Annotated in this window: 19 protein-coding genes; 10 read left to right on the forward strand and 9 right to left on the reverse strand. The window is 66.2% G+C overall.

Annotation, left to right across the window (positions count from 1 at the left end; translation table 11 throughout):
- Window positions 1-151 precede the first annotated feature (151 nt).
- Both ABGN05_RS15795 and bmt read left to right on the forward strand, forming a co-directional pair.
- Window positions 152-994 (forward strand): helix-turn-helix domain-containing protein, encoded by an 843-nt coding sequence (locus ABGN05_RS15795; protein ID WP_367954989.1) that lies wholly within the window; start codon window positions 152-154, stop codon window positions 992-994.
- A gap of 74 nt (window positions 995-1068) precedes the next feature.
- On the forward strand, window positions 1069-2091 hold the full coding sequence (bmt, locus tag ABGN05_RS15800) for a betaine--homocysteine S-methyltransferase (protein WP_367954990.1): 1023 nt from the start codon (window positions 1069-1071) through the stop codon (window positions 2089-2091).
- 70 nt (window positions 2092-2161) lie between these two features.
- Here the strand turns inward: bmt and ABGN05_RS15805 are convergent, their stop codons facing one another.
- The 4 genes from ABGN05_RS15805 to ABGN05_RS15820 form a co-directional block, all read right to left on the reverse strand.
- Window positions 2162-2611 (reverse strand): hypothetical protein, encoded by a 450-nt coding sequence (locus ABGN05_RS15805; RefSeq protein WP_367954991.1) that lies wholly within the window; start codon window positions 2609-2611, stop codon window positions 2162-2164.
- Between the two features lie 183 nt (window positions 2612-2794).
- The gene (locus ABGN05_RS15810; RefSeq protein WP_367954992.1) at window positions 2795-4813 is read right to left on the reverse strand and encodes a vWA domain-containing protein; all 2019 of its coding nucleotides are present in this window, start codon (window positions 4811-4813) and stop codon (window positions 2795-2797) included.
- A gap of 2 nt (window positions 4814-4815) precedes the next feature.
- Window positions 4816-5376: an RNA polymerase sigma factor gene (locus ABGN05_RS15815; RefSeq protein WP_367954993.1), complete on the reverse strand. Its 561-nt coding sequence runs from the start codon at window positions 5374-5376 to the stop codon at window positions 4816-4818.
- A gap of 55 nt (window positions 5377-5431) precedes the next feature.
- Entirely contained in the window at window positions 5432-5980 is a 549-nt protein-coding gene (locus ABGN05_RS15820; RefSeq protein WP_367954994.1) for a sugar O-acetyltransferase, read from the reverse strand.
- 167 nt (window positions 5981-6147) lie between these two features.
- On the opposite strand from ABGN05_RS15820, the gene ABGN05_RS15825 reads away from it, so the two are divergent.
- Window positions 6148-7905: an adenylate/guanylate cyclase domain-containing protein gene (locus tag ABGN05_RS15825; protein ID WP_367954995.1), complete on the forward strand. Its 1758-nt coding sequence runs from the start codon at window positions 6148-6150 to the stop codon at window positions 7903-7905.
- Window positions 7906-7909: 4 nt separating this feature from the next.
- Here ABGN05_RS15825 and ABGN05_RS15830 read toward each other — a convergent pair whose 3' ends face one another.
- The 4 genes from ABGN05_RS15830 to ABGN05_RS15845 all read right to left on the reverse strand — a co-directional run bounded on the left by ABGN05_RS15830 (window position 7910) and on the right by ABGN05_RS15845 (window position 11784).
- Window positions 7910-8608 (reverse strand): hypothetical protein, encoded by a 699-nt coding sequence (locus tag ABGN05_RS15830; RefSeq protein WP_367954996.1) that lies wholly within the window; start codon window positions 8606-8608, stop codon window positions 7910-7912.
- A gap of 28 nt (window positions 8609-8636) precedes the next feature.
- Entirely contained in the window at window positions 8637-9368 is a 732-nt protein-coding gene (locus tag ABGN05_RS15835) for a dienelactone hydrolase family protein (protein ID WP_367954997.1), read from the reverse strand.
- A gap of 81 nt (window positions 9369-9449) precedes the next feature.
- Entirely contained in the window at window positions 9450-9965 is a 516-nt protein-coding gene (locus ABGN05_RS15840; protein ID WP_367954998.1) for a cytochrome b, read from the reverse strand.
- A gap of 244 nt (window positions 9966-10209) precedes the next feature.
- Window positions 10210-11784, reverse strand: a complete 1575-nt coding sequence (locus ABGN05_RS15845; protein ID WP_367954999.1) for a trimethylamine methyltransferase family protein — start codon at window positions 11782-11784, stop codon at window positions 10210-10212.
- Between the two features lie 255 nt (window positions 11785-12039).
- On the opposite strand from ABGN05_RS15845, the gene ABGN05_RS15850 reads away from it, so the two are divergent.
- Window positions 12040-12735, forward strand: coding sequence for a cobalamin B12-binding domain-containing protein (locus ABGN05_RS15850; protein WP_367955000.1), 696 nt, complete (start codon window positions 12040-12042; stop codon window positions 12733-12735).
- A 91-nt stretch (window positions 12736-12826) separates the two neighbouring features.
- On the opposite strand, the gene ABGN05_RS15855 is transcribed toward ABGN05_RS15850, so the two are convergent.
- Window positions 12827-12961: a hypothetical protein gene (locus tag ABGN05_RS15855; RefSeq protein WP_367955001.1), complete on the reverse strand. Its 135-nt coding sequence runs from the start codon at window positions 12959-12961 to the stop codon at window positions 12827-12829.
- Window positions 12962-13009: 48 nt separating this feature from the next.
- On the opposite strand from ABGN05_RS15855, the gene ABGN05_RS15860 reads away from it, so the two are divergent.
- The 6 genes from ABGN05_RS15860 (at window position 13010) to ABGN05_RS15885 (ending at window position 17711) form a co-directional block, all read left to right on the forward strand.
- Window positions 13010-13657: a DUF1638 domain-containing protein gene (locus ABGN05_RS15860; RefSeq protein ID WP_367955002.1), complete on the forward strand. Its 648-nt coding sequence runs from the start codon at window positions 13010-13012 to the stop codon at window positions 13655-13657.
- A gap of 187 nt (window positions 13658-13844) precedes the next feature.
- Window positions 13845-14498 carry an exopolysaccharide biosynthesis protein gene (locus ABGN05_RS15865; RefSeq protein ID WP_367955003.1) on the forward strand — a complete coding sequence of 218 codons (654 nt, stop codon included), beginning with the start codon at window positions 13845-13847 and terminating at the stop codon, window positions 14496-14498.
- A 153-nt stretch (window positions 14499-14651) separates the two neighbouring features.
- Window positions 14652-14954, forward strand: a complete 303-nt coding sequence (locus ABGN05_RS15870; RefSeq protein WP_367955004.1) for a virulence factor — start codon at window positions 14652-14654, stop codon at window positions 14952-14954.
- The gene (locus tag ABGN05_RS15875) at window positions 14941-15594 is read left to right on the forward strand and encodes a methylenetetrahydrofolate reductase C-terminal domain-containing protein (protein ID WP_367955005.1); all 654 of its coding nucleotides are present in this window, start codon (window positions 14941-14943) and stop codon (window positions 15592-15594) included. Before ABGN05_RS15870 ends, ABGN05_RS15875 begins: the two co-directional genes overlap by 14 nt.
- A complete protein-coding gene (locus ABGN05_RS15880) occupies window positions 15591-16679 on the forward strand; it encodes a methylenetetrahydrofolate reductase (protein WP_367955006.1) in 1089 nt (362 codons plus the stop codon). The genes ABGN05_RS15875 and ABGN05_RS15880 overlap by 4 nt, the downstream gene beginning before the upstream one ends.
- 63 nt (window positions 16680-16742) lie before the next feature.
- On the forward strand, window positions 16743-17711 hold the full coding sequence (locus ABGN05_RS15885; protein WP_367955007.1) for a methyltetrahydrofolate cobalamin methyltransferase: 969 nt from the start codon (window positions 16743-16745) through the stop codon (window positions 17709-17711).
- The last annotated feature ends 172 nt before the right edge of the window (window positions 17712-17883 follow it).

A 17883-nucleotide genomic window follows, 5' to 3' on the forward strand; every position in this document is an offset into this window, starting at 1 on the left:
GTCAATGATGTTCGAGTTCGGAATCCCCCGATTCCTGACAGGATGATGTCAGCAGCGTCCCAGTGCTGCAATGCGAAAAAGCACACAATTCGTTGACATTGCGCAGCGAAAGAGGCACATGTTGTGTATTGTAAACAATTGTGGATTTGTCGTGGACAAGCGGGATCTCTCCGACATCTTCCGCGACCGGCTGAAGGTCCTGCTGGGGCGATCCGGCCTGAACCAGTCCGCCTTCGCGGCCAAGGTCGGCATCGACCGCTCCGCGCTGTCACAACTCCTGTCGGGTGCCTCGACCCGGCTGCCCCGCGCCGAGACCCTGCTCAATATCGCATCCGAGCACCGTGTCTCGCTCGACTGGCTCCTCGGCCTCTCGCAGGACGAAGCGCTGACGGGCGAGATGCGCGAGACGCTCGAACTCGAGGAGGCGACCGGAGGCTACGACCGTACGCTTCTGGCCCGCTGGCATACCGAGGCCGCCGGCGCCAAGATCCGCTACGTGCCCGCCGGCATCCCCGACCTTTTGCGCACCGATGCCCTGATCGACTACGAATCCGACATGTCGAGCCGCAGTCGAGAGGTGCAGGCCGGCGAGACGCAGTACCGCATAGACTATTCGCGGCGGCCGGAGACGGACATGGAGATCTGCATGCCCCGGCACGTGCTGGAGATTTTTGCCGCCGGCATGGGCGTCTGGTCGGCATTTCCGGAAGACGCCCGGCGGCAACAGCTGGAGCACATGGCCGAGCTCCTGGAGGAGCTCTACCCGGCGGTACGGCTCTATCTCTACGACGGCCGCCTGCGCTATTCCGTCCCCTACACGATCTTCGGCCCCTACCGCGCGGCCATCTACGCCGGCGACATGTACCTAGTGCTGAACGCGACCGCCGCGATCCGCGCGCTTACCAGGCACTTCGACAATCTGATCCGCGCCGCGACCGTCAACGCGCATGAGGCCGCTGGATATGCGGCGCGTCTGGCCCAAGGCCACGATTGACGAGACATAACGATTTCCTTATATCATTATCCGTACATTCCCTTGAGAACACTTCTCCCGAAAGCTTCCGACACATGACGAATCCGATCGACGCCCTCATTGCCGAAAAAGGCGTGCTCCTTGCCGACGGTGCCACGGGCACCAACCTCTTCGCCATGGGGCTTGAAGCCGGCGATGCGCCGGAACTCTGGAACGAGAGCGCACCGGCGAAGATCGAGGCGCTGCACCGGGGTTTTGTCGATGCCGGCGCCGACATCATCCTCACCAACTCCTTCGGCGGCACGCGCCACCGGCTCAAGTTGCACGGGGCACAGGACCGGGTGTTCGAGCTGAACCGCCGTGCGGCCGAGCTTGCCCGCACGGTCGCGGATGCGTCCGGCCGCAAGGTGATCGTGGCCGGTTCGGTCGGCCCGACCGGCGAACTCCTCCAGCCGCTCGGCGCGCTGACCTATGACGAGGCGGTAGAGGCCTTCGCCGAACAGATCGAGGGTTTGAAGGCCGGCGGCGCGGAGGTGGCCTGGATCGAGACCATGTCCTCGCCCGACGAAATCCGCGCCGCGGCCGAGGCCGCCATCCGCGTCGGCCTGCCCTACACCTTCACCGCCTCCTTCGACACTGCGGGCCGCACCATGATGGGCCTCGCCCCGAAGAATATCTTCGGCGTCACCGAAGGCCTGTCCGAACAACCCGCCGGCATCGGCGCGAATTGCGGCGTCGGCGCCTCCGACATCCTCGCCTCGCTCTTCGACATGACGGCGGCGAAGCCGGACGCCACGGTCATCGTCAAGGGAAACTGCGGCATACCTGAGTTCCGCGGCGCCGAGATCCACTACTCGGGCACGCCCGAGCTGATGGCGGATTACGTCCGCCTCGCGGTGGACGGCGGCGCCAGGATCATCGGCGGCTGCTGCGGCACGTCATTCCAGCACCTGGCGGCGATGCGCGAAGCCCTGGACACCCACCATCGCGGCGAGCGCCCGGCACTCGACGAGGTCGTGACGCGCATCGGCCCCCTCCGCAACAAGATCGCCGCCAACAGCGGCGCAGGCACCGGCGCCGGCGAAGCGCGCCGCGAAAGACGACGTGCGAGGGCGTAATCGCGAGCGCCTGCTCTCACTTTCCGCTCGAAGGGGCACTTTCTAAGGCGTTTTGGAACGGCCGCGGCGCTCAATCGATGCGGCCGTGAACCTGCCGCCGGGTCAGCACGGTGAAATAGAACTTCTCGCGTTCCGCCAGCCATGCGTAGGCGCAAGGCCAGCTTGCCGGGTCCATCACCGGCAGCGGCAGATTGGTGAGGTGGCAGCAGCCTTTGAAGTCTCTCAACCCGGCGCCGAGCGCGGCGCCGAGTTCCGGCTCGTGCGCCGACAGCCGGTGCTGCGTCGTCCGATAGCCCTCGCCGCGCGGTCCCCTCACGAACAGCCCGACGCTGCGATTGGTCAGATAGAGCGAGATGACGAGATCCTCGCCGACGGGTCGCCAGCGTGACCAGAGGCTTCCGTGTTCGATCCGGACGGGCTTCCGCATGGCGACATATCCGTTCCAGAACCGCTTGATCTCGGCCGCCGAGATCGAGCGCAGCCGGCTGTGCGCGATGTCCCATTCGTGCAGTTCGCCCATCGTCGTCCGTCCGTCCTCGCAGCCGCGATCGGCAGAGGATGGCCCCGGAGGCACGCGCGTACAAGCCTGCCGCGGCCACGGAAACGGCCGACGGTGCATCGAGCCCCGCCGGCCGGCCCCACTCGCCCGCGAAAGGCGCACGGATAACCGCCGCGGTCAGCGGCCCGCGCGCCCCGACCGCCACTACCGCTTCGTGTCGAGCGCCGAGGCGAGGCGCACGAGCTGGAGGAACTCCGCGCGGTAGCCGAACGGGTCGGCGCCGCGCGCGGCGGTGGCGATTTCCGTGATCCGGTCGTAGCCGAAACCGGCTGTCTGGTCGGTATTCCTGAGCTTCTGCCCGAAGGCTGCGACCGCCACGGAGAAGCGCTGGTCGGTGCTGGCCTGCGCCAGGGAGGCGATTTCGTTAGCCGGCGTCACCGGCGTCTCGATGAGCTTCGAAATGTCCTCGCCGGGCAGCTTGTAGCGGATCTTCACGAAGGCATATTCCTCCCCGTGGGCGATGCCGGTCGCGTTGTCGGTCGCAGCCTCGCCGTAGCGCAGGTCGTCGATCATGCGCGCCGGGCTGCCCGCAGGCGTGATCTCGTAGATCGCGGTAACCGAATGGCCCGAGCCGATGTCGCCCGCGTCGACGCGGTCGTTGTTGAAGTCCTCGCGCGCCAGCGCCCGCGTCTCGTAGCCGATCAACCGGTATTCGGCGACGGCAGCAGGATTGAACTCGACCTGGATCTTCACGTCCTTGGCGATCGGAAAGAGCGTCGAGGACGCCTCCTGCACCAGCGTCTTCTCGGCCTCCGCCAGCGTGTCGATATAGGCAGCCGTGCCGTTGCCGTTCTGGGCGATCGTCTGCATCATCTGGTCGTTGTAGTTGCCCCGGCCGAAGCCGAAGACCGAAAGGAAAACATCGCTCTGGCGCTTGTCCTCGATCAGGCGCTTCAAGTCTTCGTCAGAGGTCTGCCCGACGTTGAAATCGCCGTCGGTGGCCAGCAACACGCGGTTCACCCCGCCCTCGACGAAGTTCTCCGACGCCAGCCGGTAGGCCTCGCGCAGACCAGCCTCGCCCGCCGTCGAGCCGCCGGCATCGAGCCGGTCGAGCGCGGCCAGGATCTTTGATTTCTCCGACCCTTTGGTCGGCTCGAGCACGGTTCCCGCGCTGCCGGCATAGGTCACGATCGAGATCGTGTCCTTTTCCGTCATCCGCTCGACCAGCAGCCGGAACGCGCTTTTGAGCAGCGGCAGCTTGTCGGGCTGGTTCATAGAACCGGACGTGTCGATCAGGAAGACGAGGTTCGAGGCCGGCCGCACCGCCGGCTGCACGTCGTAGCCTTTGATCGCTACGTGCATCAGCTTGGTGTGCTCGTTCCACGGCGTCGGCATGACGCTCACTGTGGAGTTGAACGGCACGTCTGCGCTTTCCGGCCCCTTCCAGTCGTAGGGGAAGTAATTGACCATCTCCTCGACCCGCACCGTGTCGGCCTGCGGCAGGATGCCGTTCTTCAGCGAGGCGCGGACGAAGGAATAGGAGGTCGTGTCGACGTCGATGGAGAAGGTCGAGACCGGGTTCTCCTGAACCGACTTCACCGGGTTGGTGTCGAAGGCTTCGATGCGGTCGCGGTTCTCCTCCGCCTGTGGGAGCATGTCGGGAGGCGCGACGATGCCGGCCGGCGCGGGAGGGGCGGCCGACAATTTCGCGGCGCCGCCTTCGACGTCGCGCAGCGCCCGTGTCTGGGCCATCGGCGCCGAGGCCTGCGGCACGACCGCATCCAATGTGGAACTCTCTTCCGCCGCCCGCTGTTCGACCGCGGGTTCGGAGACCGTCAGATCCCGCGGGATCTCCGCCGTCTCCTGCCGCTCGCGCTCGCCCGCTTTGCCGGCTTGCGTGCGCCCGCCGCCGTCGACGAAGACGCTGCTCCCGCCGCGCGACAGTGGTCCCTCGGCGAGGAGATAATAGGCGGCGTAGCCTGCGATCGGCAGCGCCAGCACGCTGGCGATCGCCGGGGTCGAGAGAAACTTGCGGTCCATGATCCTGCTCCAAAGCCTCGTTGCTCTGGTGCTGTGACGAACCGGCCCGGACGATCCTTGGGTCGCCGCGGAAGAATTTTCGTCGAACGCCTCCATCGCGGCGACCAGCGTCCGCTCGCGCGCCGCTTCGTCGGGCCTCGGTGGCTGCGCGCCGCGCAGGATGTCGAACTCGTCCCTTGCCATGGTCAGTCTTCCCCGGCTTGAGACATCAGCGTCTTCAGCCGCTTCTTCGCTTCGTGGATGTGCCACGACACCGTCGCTTCGGCGCATCCCATGACGTCCGAGGCCGCCTCGTGGGTCAGGCCCTCGCCGTAGACCAGGAGCACGGCCTCGCACTGCTTGGGTGGAAGCAGGCGCACCGCGTCCCACAAACGATCGACAGCGTCTTCCGGCTCCGGCTCGGCGGCCGCGTCCGACAGCGCGTGCACGGCGTAGGCCCACGTCCTCGCGCTCTCGCGCGAAAGTTTGCGTCCGTGGTCGCGCGCCGCGTTGAGCGTCAGCTGGTAGAGCCAGGTCGTGAATCGGCCCTCGCCGCGAAAGCCCCGGACCGACTTGCCGAGCCTGACGCAAACCTCCTGCGCGATGTCTTCCGCGTCCGCCTTGCGGCCACACCAGCGCCAGGCCACCCGGTAGATGAAGTCGTAGTGCTGCTCGACCAGCCGCGCGAAGGCCGCGCGATCGCCATCGCGCGCAAGCGCGAGCAGTTCGCGGTCTTCCGGTTCGGCTCCTGCCAGCATCGCCTTCATTCGCACCTGTGACGAAGCGGAAACGGCATTCCTTGGGTCGGCCGCAAGAAAATCCCTACGCGACCCTTGCGGGGTTTCCCCGCACGGTCGCTCCCTCGGGCACGTCCTTCGTCACCACCGAGCCGGCGCCGACGATCGCCCGGTCGCCGATCGTCACGCCGGGCAGGATGATGGCGCCGCCTCCGATCCAGACATCCTCGCCGATCGTCACCGGCCTCGCCTGCTCCAGGCCTGCCGCGCGCCTCACCGGGTCCCGGTGATGGTCGGCGCAGTAGATCTGCACCGCCGGCCCGAGCATCGTCCGTCTCCCGATCGACACCCTCGCCGAATCGAGGATGACGCAGCCGGCATTGATGAACACGCCATCCGCCAGGAAGATGTTGAAACCATAGGGACAATGGAATGGCGCCTCGATCAGCACATCCGTTCCCACGCCGCCGAAAAGCGCCGCGAGCAAGGGTGCGATCGGCCCGCGCGCGTCCGGCGCCAGTGTGTTGTGTGAATGCACCGCGGCCTTCGCCGTCTCGCGCAGCGCGTCGAGTTCCGGGTCGACGCAGGTGTACCACTCGCCGGCCGCCATCTTCTCGCGTTCAGTTGATGTCATGAGACCTCCCGGCGGTCTTGTGGAAGGCATGGTCCGGAACCACATAGGAGCCGGGTCGGAAAGCGCCGGCTCCCGTCCCTCGCCCCGCCCACGCCCGGTCTGATGGACACCTCCCGCATGCGTCGGTATCTATGAATGGAATCGCAGAACAGGGAAAGGCCGCAAGCGTGAGCCAGCTTCGCGTGCAGCGCCGGCTCGCGGCGATCCTGGTGGCCGACGTCGTCGGCTACAGCCGAATGATGCGCGCCGACGAGAGCGCCACGCTCGAAAGGCTGATGCGCCTGCGGCGCGAACTGATCGACCCCAAGCTCGACGAATATGGCGGCCGGCTGGTCAAGTCGACTGGGGACGGCTTTCTCGGCGAATTCCCGAGTGCCGTCGACGCGGTGCAATACGCCGTCGACCTTCAGCGCGAGATCAGGCGCCGCAACGTCGACGTCGAGGCCGACGAGCGCATGGACCTACGCATCGGCATAAACGTCGGCGACGTGGTCGTGGAGGGCGACGACCTCTACGGCGACGGCGTCAACGTGGCCGCGCGCATCGAGGGTATCGCACAGGCCGGCGGCATCTGCATCTCGGCCACCGTCCACGACCAGGTTAAGGACAAGCTCGACCTCTCCTTCGAGGATCGGGGTCTGCGCGAGGTGAAGAACCTGTCCGAGCCCGTGCGCACCTACAGCGTCGGGCTTGACGAGCCCGGCGAGAATACGTCCGGCGCCCGGCGCATGATCATCGCCGACACGCCCTCGATAGCGGTTCTTCCCTTCGACAACATGAGCGGCGATTCGGACCAGGATTATTTTTCCGACGGCATCACCGAAGACATCATCACCGACCTGTCGAAACTGTCGTCCCTGATGGTCATCGCGCGCAACTCCTCCTTCACCTACAAGGGCCGCGCGGTGGACGTTAAGCAGGTCGCCCGCGACCTCGGCGTGCGGCACGTGCTGGAAGGCAGCGTCCGCAAGGCAGGCAACCGCGTTCGAGTCACCGCGCAGCTGATCGACGGCGCCACCGGCGGACACGTCTGGGCGGAGCGTTACGATCGCGTGCTGGAAGACATCTTCGCCATCCAGGACGAGATCACCATGAACATCGTCCAGGAGCTGAAGGTCCGTCTGAAGCTCGAGGAGAAGGATCGCATCGGTGGGCGGGCCTCGCCGAACGTGGAGGCCTATGACCTGACGCTGCGCGGCCGCGACCTCCTGGGCAAGGTGAACCGCGAACGGCTCATGGAAGCCTCGAAGCTGTTCGAGCAGGCCGTCAAGCTCGATCCCGGCCTGACCTTCGCACGCTCCGGCCTCGCCTTCGCCAACATCCTGGCCTACGTCAACAACTGGACGGAACACCCGAAAGAGACACTGGAATTCGCCCTCGCCACGGCCCGCAAGGCGGTCGAACTCGGCCCCGACGACGCCCTGGCGCATCGCGCGCTCGCCGTCACCTTGCTGTGGGAGCGCGACATGGACAAGGCGGCCGCCGTCCTCGACAAGGCGGCGGAACTGAGCCCCGGCGACGCGGAAACGCTTGTCACGCGCGGCAACATGCTCGTCTACCTGCACCAGCCGGACGAGGCGATCGCCAATCTCGAGAAGGCGATGGTGCTGAACCCGCGCTATCCGGACATGTGGCTGCATTTCCTCGGCCACGCGCATTTCATGCGCGGGGATTACGAGATGGCTGCCAAGATCCTGCGCGAACGCATTGCCCTTTGTCCCGAAACCGACATCTCGCGGGTCATGCTCGCCTCCGCCTGCGGCCACCTCGGCCTGTTCGACGAGGCGCGGGCTGTCTGGAGGGACGTGTTCCGCGTCAATCCCAGCTATTCGCTCGAACACCGCGGCCGCGTGCTTCCCTACAAGGACCCCGCCGACTGGGAGCGAGTGCTCGAAGGCCTCGCCAAGGCGGGACTGCCGGATTAGCGCTTCACAACCCTGCGAAAGCCGCCATGTGGAACGCCTGCTGTTCGGCTGAATAGCGGTGCTGCGCGCCGAAGGGACAGGCGTTCCGGTCGAGGCACCCGAACGACCGGCAGTCGCCACCGCCCGGCGACCGGACATGATCGACGCATCCGGCGTAGTCGAAACTCTCGATCGAATGGGCGGCGACCGGACAGGCTTTGAGGCACGGCTTTGCCGCGCAGGCGTCGCAGAGGTGAACAGGCGCCCTCGCCCCATCATCGTGGATGGCGAAGACCGCCGCGAGTGGCTCGCCAAACAGCAGTGCACCCCGGTAGGCGTGCCAGAGCCCGTACTCGGGATGCATGAGGATGCCGAGAGGCGAGGGCTTGAGCCCTTCCGCCCGCATCGCCCATTGCTGGAACGGCAGGTAGGGCCGGTCGGACGGAAAGACGGCTTTCGCCCCGAACTGCCCCGCCACACCATCTAGAACCTCGCGCGACCACGCATCGAGTGGATTTGCGAGCGACGAAGGCCGTACCCCTCGCCAGCGCGAGAAATGCGGCCAGACCGCTCCGCCGGCATGCCCGACGAGCAGCACGCATGCCGCCGGACGGCCATCGATCCCGACGGGGGCTTCCGCGGGATCGAGGTCGACGCAACCGCGCGCGATCAGCCCGTGAACGTCGAGCGCTGCGGCCAGAGCGGCGGGATCGATCGCGGCCATCCCCTTACGGCCTCCCGCTTCGCGCCGGTCAGGCCGCCAGCGTCTCGTCGAGCAGCATGATCAGCCGCTTCCAGTGACGCTCCGCGCCGGCCGCGTCGAACACGGAATGGTCGGGCACGCACCAGCCATGCTTCATGCCGACATAGTTCTCGATGACGTGGTCGACCTCCGCCTCGCGCAGCGTCCGCTCCAGAAGCCCCGCCTGCTCGGGCGGAAAGGAGCCGTCGACGCCGGCCGCGCCGACATAGATACGGCCCTTCATGTCGGTAGCGCGCCGGTGCGGGCTGTCCTCGGCGTCCGTCGCGAGGTTGCCGCCATGGAAGCTGGCCGCGGCGGCGATGCGATCGGGATAGGCCCCGGCGGCGTTCAGCGCGCGCGCCCCGCCCATGCAGTAGCCCGTGACGCCTGCCGGGCCGGAAAATCCCTCCGCCGACAGCGCGTCGAGGAAGGCGCCGGTATCGGCAATGGTTTTGGCCTGCGTCGTCTCGCGCATCATGCCGAAGAGCTGCGCCTTCTTGTCGTCGTCGGCAAACGCTTTGGTGTCGAATTCGGGCTTGTCCGCGAACCGGTAGAACAGGTCGGGCACGAGCACGGCATATCCCGCCGCGACCAGCCGTCCCGCCATCTCGTCCAGCGCCGGGCGAAGCCCGAAAATGTCCATGTAGAGGATGACGGCGGCTTTCGCCTCACCGTTCGGCGTGAACAGGCCGGCCCGGCATGTGCCGTCGGCGGTTTGGATCTTGATCATGCGCTTGGTCAAGGCGGGCTCCTTCCGGTTGCACCGCCTTTTCGCATCACGCCGCCCGAAGGTTCAAGGGCGCTCCGTTGGCCGAAGCCGATTTCAGGCGCGGGCGTCGCTCCTCGGCTTCACCATGCGCGTCAGCACGTCGGTCTTCGCGACGAAATGCTGCCACAGCGCTCCAGCGGCATGGATGACGACCACCGCGATAAGGACCGGCTTGGCAAGCTCGTGAACCTCGCCCGCTTCGGGAATTCCGCCGAACCACGCGATCGCTCCGCTGATCGGCATGCCGAAGATCGCAAGGTAGAGTACAGCATGCGCTGTATGCGCGATCGCCTTCTGGACATTGCTTTCGCCGGCGGGCGCGGGTGGCGCGCCGTAGCGGAAACGCAGAATGAGCCGGATCGCCGCGAGGACGAGCACGGTCAGCCCGATATAGACATGGATGTTCGCGTCGAAAATGGCCGCGTCCGTGGGCGTCGCGCCCTGGCGATAGGCGCGGTAGGCCGAGACGATGTCCTCCCCGAAGACGAGTTGGAAAACGAAGAGGGCCGCTATGACCCAATGGAGGATGATCTGGGCGGTCGTATACCCTGCGGGACGGGCGACGGACATGGGGCTTCTCCAACAGAAGATGGCGATGCCCGAATGTTGCATTGAATGGACGCCGGTCCTTGATCCAGGACAAGGGCAGTCCGCTGCCAAACGTAAAGATATGTAAAGTTGCGGATGGCGGAGCATCCGCCGGCGGGGGACGGCTTTGGCGTCAGCGCCGTTTCGGCTCTCCGGAGAAGGCGCTTCTCCAGACTTCCTTGTGGATGATGTCGGCCACTTTAGCCCGGCCTGTCTCGGGCTCCTTTCAAGTGAAGGCGTCGGGCATGGACTCCTTCTTCCTTGCGATGAAATCCTTCAGCCCGTCGGCGATCCCCTCGTCGAGCGCCGGCGCCTCGTAGCTCTCCAGCCAGCGGCGCGCGAGTTCGTTGGCGCGGTTCTCGGCGCGCTTCTCGCCTTCCGCCTGCCACTGCTCGTAGGAATTGTTGTCGGCGATGGAAGAGCGATAGAAGGCCGACTGGAAATTCGCCTGGGTGTGCGAGCAGCCGAGATAGTGGCTACCCGGTCCCACCTCCCGGATGGCGTCCAGCGCCTGGCCGTTCTCGGACAGGTCGACGCCCTGGGCGAGTTTTTGCTGCATGCCGAGCTGGTCGATGTCCATCATGAACTTCTCGTAGCAGGAGGCGAGCCCCCCCTCGAGCCAGCCGGCGGAGTGGAGCACGAAGTTGGTGCCGGCCAGCATCGTCGAGTTCAGCGTGTTGGCGCTTTCGTAGGCGGCCTGTGCATCGGGAATCTTGGAGGCGCAGAGCGAACCGCCGGTGCGGAACGGCAGGCCGAGCCGGCGGGCGAGTTGGCCCGCGCCGTAGGAGACCAGCGTCGGTTCCGGCGTCCCGAAGGTCGGCGCGCCGGACTGCATGGAGATCGACGAGGCGAAGGTGCCGAAAAGCACCGGCGCACCCGGCCGCACGAGCTGGGTGAAGGCGGCGCCCGCCAGCACCTCGGCCAGCACCTGCGTCAGCGTGCCGGCCACCGTCACCGGGCTCATGGCGCCGGCCAGGATGAACGGCGTGATGATCGTGGCCTGGTTGTTGCGGGCGTAGACCTTGGCAGCTCCGAGCATGGTCTCGTCGAAGACCATCGGCGAATTGGCATTGATCAGGTTGATGACGACAGTGTTCTCCTCGACGAATTTATCGCCGAACAGGATCTTCGCCATGTCCACCGTGTCCTGCGCCCGCTCCGGCGCGGTGACCGATCCCATGAAGGGCTTGTCCGACAGCGTCATGTGCGCGTGCACCATGTCGAGGTGACGCTTGTTGACCGGCACGTCGACCGGCTCGCAGACGGTGCCGCCCGAATGGTGGATCGACGGCGCCATGTAGGCGAGCTTCACGAAGTTGCGGAAATCCTCGATGGTGGCATAGCGGCGGTGGCCGTCGAGGTCGCGCACGAAGGGCGGTCCGTAGACGGGGGCGAACACGGTGGCGTTGCCGCCGATCTGCACCGACCTGGCGGGATTGCGGGCATGCTGGGTGAAGACAGGCGGAGCGCTCTTCAGGAGCGAGCGGCAAAGCCCCTTCGGGAAATGCACGCGCTCTCCCCTGACGTCGGCCCCGGCCTCGCGCCACATCGCGAGCGCTTCGGCGTCGTCGCGGAATTCGATGCCGATCTCCTCGAGGATCAGGTCTGCGTTCCCCTCGATCAGGGCGAGCCCCTCCTCGTCCAGGACCTCGTAGACCTTGATCTTGCGGTCGAAATAGGACTGCTGGATGCCGGGACCGCCTCCCGAGCGGGCGGCACGGCGGGCCGATGCGCCGCCGCGGTCGCCGCGCGCACGCCGGCCCGCGCCGGCCTGTTGTTCGGCTGCCAGATTGTCGTCCATTGAACCTATCCTGAAAACGGGTCACGCGCCCATGTCGGCCACCGTGCCGGATCGTAGCCATCGACCTTGTCCGAACCGTCCCGCAAACGCCAAGACTTGTCGCAAAATCGACACGGAAACGCGTTGTTTTCCGGTCGCTTTCGTCGCTTAGGACGTCGCAAACCGGCTATGCCGCCCCTGCCCTTGCCGAATACACATTGGCCGTTAGGTAGGGGACAATCCCTCCTTGTCGAACGCTTCCTCTGGAGCAGCCCGATGTCCGACGACGAAATCATCCTCTCCGAACTCTCCGACGACGAACTCGTCCAGCAGATGCATGACGATCTGTACGACGGGCTGAAGGAGGAGATCGAGGAAGGCACGAACCTGCTGCTTGAGCGCGGCTGGGCGCCCTACAAGGTGCTGACAGAGGCTCTGGTGGAAGGCATGCGCATCGTCGGCGAGGATTTTCGCGACGGCATCCTGTTCGTTCCCGAGGTGCTGCTCTCCGCCAACGCCATGAAGGCGGGCATGTTCATCCTGCGCCCGCTGCTCGCCGCCACCGGCGCGCCCAAGCAGGGCAAGATGGTGATCGGCACCGTCAAGGGCGACATCCACGACATCGGAAAGAACCTCGTCGGCATGATGATGGAGGGCGCCGGCTTCGACGTCATCGATCTCGGCATCAACAATCCGGTGGAAAAGTATCTCGCCGCGATCGAGGAGCACCAGCCCGACATCCTCGGCATGTCTGCGCTTCTCACCACCACCATGCCCTACATGAAGGTCGTCATCGACACGATGAAGGAGAAGGGCATCCGCGACGACTACGTCGTTCTGGTCGGCGGCGCCCCGCTCAACGAGGAGTTCGGCAAGGCCGTTGGTGCCGACGCCTATTGCCGCGACGCCGCTGTCGCCGTCGAAACCGCCAAGGATTTCATGAAGCGCAGGCACAACGTCAGGGTTGCTTGAGCGACCCTCAGAGGCTCCGGGCAAGCCGATGCCCGCGATGGCTTGGGGCGCCTTCCCCCGCCGCAAGGCGGGGGAGGTGTAGGCTAGATCGTCAGTCGATCGAGTCTTCGACCGCGTCGGCGGTAGCATTGACGTCGCGGCCGATGCCCCGCACCGTGTTGGCACAGGCCGAAAGCGCCATCACGCAGATGAGAGCGCAGACGGCTGCGTAGCGAGAGGTTGTCATGAGACGGTTCTCTTTCGTGCTGTCGAAGTCCTATCCCGCGAAACGGCGATGAACCTGATTGGTTCCACGCAATCGATGCCGCGCGCCGAAGAGCGCGGACCCGGGCGCGTGCTGGTGATTGCCTGCGGTATGATCGCGCGCGAGGTGCTGGCGGTGAAATCCAGGCTTGGACTCGAGCACCTGGAACTCACCTGCCTGCCGGCCGAACTCCACTACTACCCCGACCGCATTCCTCCCGCCATGGACGCCGCGCTCGACAGGGCGCGGGCCGAAGGCTGGGAGCATATCTTCGTGGGCTACGCCGATTGCGGCACGGGCGGCATGCTCGACCGCGTCTGCGAGAAGCACGGCGTTGCCCGCATCGCCGGACCGCACTGCTTCGCCTTCTATCAGGGGCTCTCCGCCTTCGAGGCGATCGGCGATGGCGACATGACCACCTTCTACATGACCGATTTCCTCTGCCGCCAGTTCGACGCCTTCTTCATGAAGCCGCTCGGCCTCGACCGTCATCCCGAATTGGCGAAGGATTACTTCGGGCACTACGAAAAGCTCGTCTACCTCGCCCAGACCGATGACGACGGCCTTGAGGATGTCGCCAGGAGCGCGGCCGCGATGCTCGGGCTCCGCTACGAGAAGCGCCGGACCGGCTACGGCGACCTCGAACCCGCGCTGCGCGACGCGGGCGGCATCTCCTGACGATCATGCCATGATGGCTGAACACGAAACAGCCGAAATCCGCGCGTAGCCCCGGCAATCGGAGCACCCAGGGTACCGGGTGGCGTTTTGTCATCAAGGATTAACCGCTGGCGATGCAGGATGGACGCGAGGGCGGTGGCAGGCGCGCCGACGGGTTTGCCTGCCGTGGGGACCGTGGATGAACGAAATGAACCCGCGCATAAGCCAGCCGGCCCTGCGCCGGCGCAGGCCGAGAAGACTGTCCGAGGTGTTCATGCGCCTGGCCGCGGAGGCCGATGGCAAGGTTACCGTCGAAGCCGTTCGGGACGCGCTGGGTGATCGCAGCTTCGCCGCCCTTCTCGTCTTCTTCGCGTCTTTCAACTTGCTTCCGCTGCCCCCCGGCGCGTCCGTCATCCTTGGGCTGCCACTGATCATCGTTTCGGCGCAGATGGTTTTCGGCAACAGGACCGCATGGCTGCCCGCCTTCCTGATGCGCAAATCTGTCAGCGCGGATCATTTCCAGAATTTCGCCGCCAGGGCCGTCCCTCGCCTCATGCAGCTCGAGCGGCTGATAAAGCCGCGCTACTGGCCCTTCTGGCGCAGGCGGGGCGACCGCGTCATCGGCGTGATCGCCCTGATCCTCTCCATCGCCGTCTTCCTTCCCATTCCTCTTGGCAACTGGCTTCCCGCCTTCGCCACCGCGCTGATCGGCCTAGCGCTGTCCGAACGGGACGGCATTCTCTTCGCGGTCGCGTGCCTCGTGGGGGTGACGTCCCTCGTGGTCATCGCAGTGGTCGTCGCGTCGGCCGGGGCGATCCTGACGCTCCTGTGGCAAACGGCGGGCATGCATCACTGGTGGTGATCGCGCCGCGGCTTCCGCAAGGCTTCGCGCATCCGGCAATTCTCTTGCCCAAAGGCGACGTCGCTTTTGAATGGGCCGGCGTCGCCTCATGAGAAGCGGCCCGGACGCGGTTACGGCAATGCTCGGTCAACACCCAGGTGCGGAGCATGGCCGATGGCCGATCTGATCGTCGTCTACTGGCGGGACATCCCCGCGCAGGTCATCGTGAAGAAGGGCCGCGCCAACGCCAAGCGCGAACTGTCGCTGCGCTTCACCGAAGCGATCGACATGGCAGCCATGCGCTCCGGCGCGGCCGAGAGCGGAGACTATCTGGCCGAATGGCGCAAGGCCGACCCGGTGCCGGTCGGCGACGATCTCGAAGCCGAGGCCGACAAGGCGACGGCGGCGATCGAAGCCGCGTTCGACCGCGATCGTCTGGTCGCCCTGGCCAAGGCGGGCGGCCATGACAAGCACTGACCGCCCGACGGGCTCGACCACCGCGAAGGGGCCGGCCGGCGCCGCGCCGCAAGCGCTGCCGCCGACGGCCGCCGCGGGCGTGACCCAGGCGTCGATCGTCAAGAAGACCGCGCCCAAGACGGACTACAAGCCGTCCGACGTCTCGCCGCAACGCCGCGTCCAGCGCCGCTATTCCGTGCGCCTCTGGTCTGTGCGCCATTCCCGTGCGCTGGAATGGTTCTACGCCCGCTTCGCCGACCTCTTCCTTCTCTTGCATCCTCTCTGGAAGGGGATCGGCTACGGACGCGTGGAAGCGCCGGTCAAGTTTGTCGAAAAGCGCGTCAAGGGTTTCATGTTCGACTGCCGCATGTGCGGCCAGTGCGTGCTCTCCTCCACCGGCATGTCGTGTCCGATGAACTGCCCCAAGCAGCTTCGCAACGGGCCGTGCGGCGGCGTGCGTGCCAACGGCAATTGCGAGGTCGAGCCCGACATGCCCTGCGTCTGGGTCAAGGCGTGGGAAGGCTCCCGCAACATGGTCAAGGGCGACGCCATCCTGGCCGTACAGAAGCCGGTCGACCAGTCGCTGCGCGAGACGTCCGCCTGGCTTCGGGTCACCGCGCGCGCGGCGGCGCAGCGCGAGAAGGCGAGCGAACCGGCATGAGCCTGCGCGACCAGAACCCGGCCGGCATCGACCTGCCGCTCGACCCCCTGCCCGGCCACTCTTCGCGCGGCCGGCTCGAACGGGTGCTGCGGCGCGGCGAATTCGCGGTCACGGCGGAGCTGAATCCGCCCGACAGCGCCAACGCTCAGGACGTCTACGAAAGGGCGGCGATCTTCGAAGGCTGGGTCGACGGCATCAACGCCGTCGATGCCTCGGGCGCCAACTGCCACATGTCCTCGGTCGGCATCTGCGCGCTGCTCACCCGCATGGGCTTCGCGCCGATCATGCAGATCTCGTGCCGCGACCGAAACCGCATCGCCATCCAGGGCGACGTGCTCGGGGCCGCCGCCATGGGGGTCGGCAACATCCTGTGCCTGACAGGCGACGGCGTGCAGGCAGGCGACCAGCCCGGCGCCAAGCCGGTCTTCGATCTCGACTGCATGTCGCTTCTGGAAACCATCCGCATCATGCGCGACGAACGGAAGTTCCTGTCCGGCCGCAAGCTCACCTCGCCCCCGGAAGTCTTCCTCGGCGCGGCGATCAATCCGTTCGCGCCACCGTTCGATTTCCGGCCGCACCGGCTGGCCAAGAAGATCGCCGCGGGGGCTCAGTTCGTGCAGAGCCAGTATTGCTACGACGTGCCGATGTTCTGCGAATACATGAAGCGCGTGCGCGACCTCGGGCTGGTCCAGAACTGCTTCATCCTGTGCGGCGTCGGCCCGCTCGCCTCCGCCCGCACCGCTAAATGGATGCGCGCCAACGTGCCGGGCGTCCACATCCCCGATGCCGTCATCGCGCGGCTGGAGGGTGCTGCCGACCAGAAGAAGGAAGGCAAGCGGATCTGCATCGATATCATCAACGAGGTGAAGGAGATCGAGGGCGTCTCCGGCATCCATGTGATGGCCTACCGGCAGGAGGAGTTCGTAGCCGAGATCGTCGACGAGTCCGGCGTGCTCAAGGGCCGCCGCCCATGGCGCCGCGAGGCCGGCGCCGACGACGCGCGCGTCGCCGAGAAGCTCGACCGCATCCTGCACGAGGAAGATGCCCAGTCGCCGGGCGACCTGGTCCGGCAGGCTGCCGGATAGAGAACTCGCGTCCCCGAACCGTAGAACCATAAACCGCGTCACGCACGCACGGAGAGTTTGAACATGACCCGCACGATCGTCGCCTCCGCGACCAGGGAAATCATCATCGGCTTCGACCAGCCCTTCTGCGTCATCGGCGAGCGGATCAACCCGACCGGCCGCAAGAAGCTCGCCGCCGAGATGGTCGCCGGCAATTTCGAGACGGTGATCAAGGACGCGCTGGAGCAGGCCGCCGCGGGCGCCACCATGCTCGACGTCAACGCAGGCGTCACCGCGGTCGACCCCAACGCCACCGAACCCGCCCTGCTCGTGCAGACGCTGGAGATCGTCCAGAACCTCGTCGACCTGCCGCTGTCGATCGACAGTTCGGTGTCGGCCGCCATCGAGGCCGCGCTGAAAGTCGCCAAGGGCCGCCCGCTGGTCAATTCCGTCACCGGCGAGGAGGAGAAGCTGGAAGCCATCCTGCCGCTGGTGAAGAAGTACAATGTGCCGGTCGTTGCCATCTCCAACGACGAGACCGGCATCTCGATGGATCCGGACGTGCGCTTCGCTGTCGCAAAGAAGATCGTAGAGCGCTGCGCCGATTTCGGCATTCCCGCGCACGACGTCGTGGTCGATCCGCTGGTCATGCCGATCGGCGCGCTGGGCGACGCGGGCCGCCAGGTCTTCGCCCTGCTTCGCCGCCTGCGCGAGGAACTGAAGGTCAACACGACCTGCGGCCTCTCCAACATCTCCTTCGGCCTGCCGCACCGCCACGGCATCAACGCCGCCTTCATCCCCATGGTCATCGGCGCCGGAATGACTTCGGCCATCATGAACCCCTGCCGCCCGCAGGAGATGGAGGCCGTCCGCGGCGCTAACGTGCTCGCCGGCACCGACAGGGACTGCACCACCTGGATCAAGACCTACAAGGACTACAAGCCCGGCGAGGTCCACGCCCCCGCCCCGGTTCAGGTCAATGCGCCCGGAGACGCCAGCGCCGGCGGCGGCCGCCGCCGCGGCGGACGCGAAGCCAGGATGGCGCGGGGATGATTTTGAATTGGTGCGTCCTTCGAGGCTCGCCCGCGCAGGTTCTTGCATGAACCTGGCGAGATCGTGCGGGCTCGCACCTCAGGATGAGGGCGTTCGGTGGTTGTCACGCCAACCGCGTGGATCGTGCCGTCCCCCAAATCCTCAGGACTGCAGAAGCCGCCCCACCAAACTC

It is taken from the genome of Aquibium pacificum, assembly GCF_040839445.1.
In the GTDB taxonomy this organism is placed as follows: Bacteria; Pseudomonadota; Alphaproteobacteria; order Rhizobiales; family Rhizobiaceae; genus Aquibium; species Aquibium pacificus.